Here is a 938-nt window from a genome sequence, read left to right as displayed (position 1 = left end):
TGCACCATATTAACAAGCTCAATAGGCACTTTATTTTCATCGAGCCTTACATCCATTTTATTAGTTTGGATATCGTGTATTTTCTGACTTAAACCTCGTAAAGGGTTTAATCCTTGATGTATAGCAAACCAAGCCACCAATAAAATGAGTACCGCTGAGCCAAACATAATGGCCCAAAGGCTTTGCTGAAATTGATTGAGAAAGTGTAAATGAAAGCTCATGTCTATCGCTGTAGTAATTTTGTATTGCTGTTGCCCAGTACTTAAATTACTCACCAGAGCTCGGTAGGTGTGGGTATCATTTTGCCATGAGGTAATGTTGTTACGGTTAAAGCCAGTTGAAGCCTTATCACTCATTACAAAATCACTAAAATCTCGTTCAGAGCTTTGAAAAATGAGATCTCCTTTTGCGGTATTTACCTGATAGTAAACACCGTGATGACCCGCTACAGCGTTAGATAATTCATTTTTAAGTTTCAGGTTTGATTTATAGTGTTGTGTTAAAACTAATTCAATAGATTGATTAATAACATGCAGTTCACTACTATCTTGCTGGAAAAAATGATGTTTTATCGAACTATTTATTAAGGTGGCAACTAAAGTTAAGCACGCAATAACGGTTACAGCCACAAACAACACAACACGCATCGTAAGTGATAAAGGCCGTGACTTAATAGCCATCAGTTTCAACCTCTAATTTATAGCCCATACCACGAACTGTATGAATTAATTTAACGGTAAAGTCATCATCAACTTTTGCTCTTAGCCTACGAATGGCAACATCAATCACATTGGTGTCGCTATCAAAATTCATATCCCATACTTGAGAAGCAATTAACGAACGTGGCAGTACTTCACCTTCGCGCCGTAACAATAGTTCAAGTAAGCTAAACTCTTTATTACTCAATAAAATACGCTTGCCTGCACGTTGTATTTTTC

Annotated in this window: 1 protein-coding gene and 1 pseudogene; both read right to left on the bottom strand. The window is 36.9% G+C overall.

What is annotated here, in order from left to right:
• Positions 1 to 680: pseudogene (locus GQR47_RS20260) on the bottom strand (two-component sensor histidine kinase); the annotation flags it as partial.
• On the bottom strand, positions 670 to 938 hold a 269-nt coding region (locus tag GQR47_RS20255; RefSeq protein WP_206016220.1), incomplete at its 5' end, for a winged helix-turn-helix domain-containing protein. The gene GQR47_RS20255 and the pseudogene GQR47_RS20260, both read right to left, overlap by 11 nt.

Source organism: Pseudoalteromonas sp. Z1A2 (assembly GCF_011378755.1).
Classification (GTDB): Bacteria; Pseudomonadota; Gammaproteobacteria; order Enterobacterales; family Alteromonadaceae; genus Pseudoalteromonas; species Pseudoalteromonas distincta.
The sequence above is the reverse complement of the archived record's forward strand: the minus strand, read 5'-3'. Positions and strand labels throughout refer to the sequence as shown.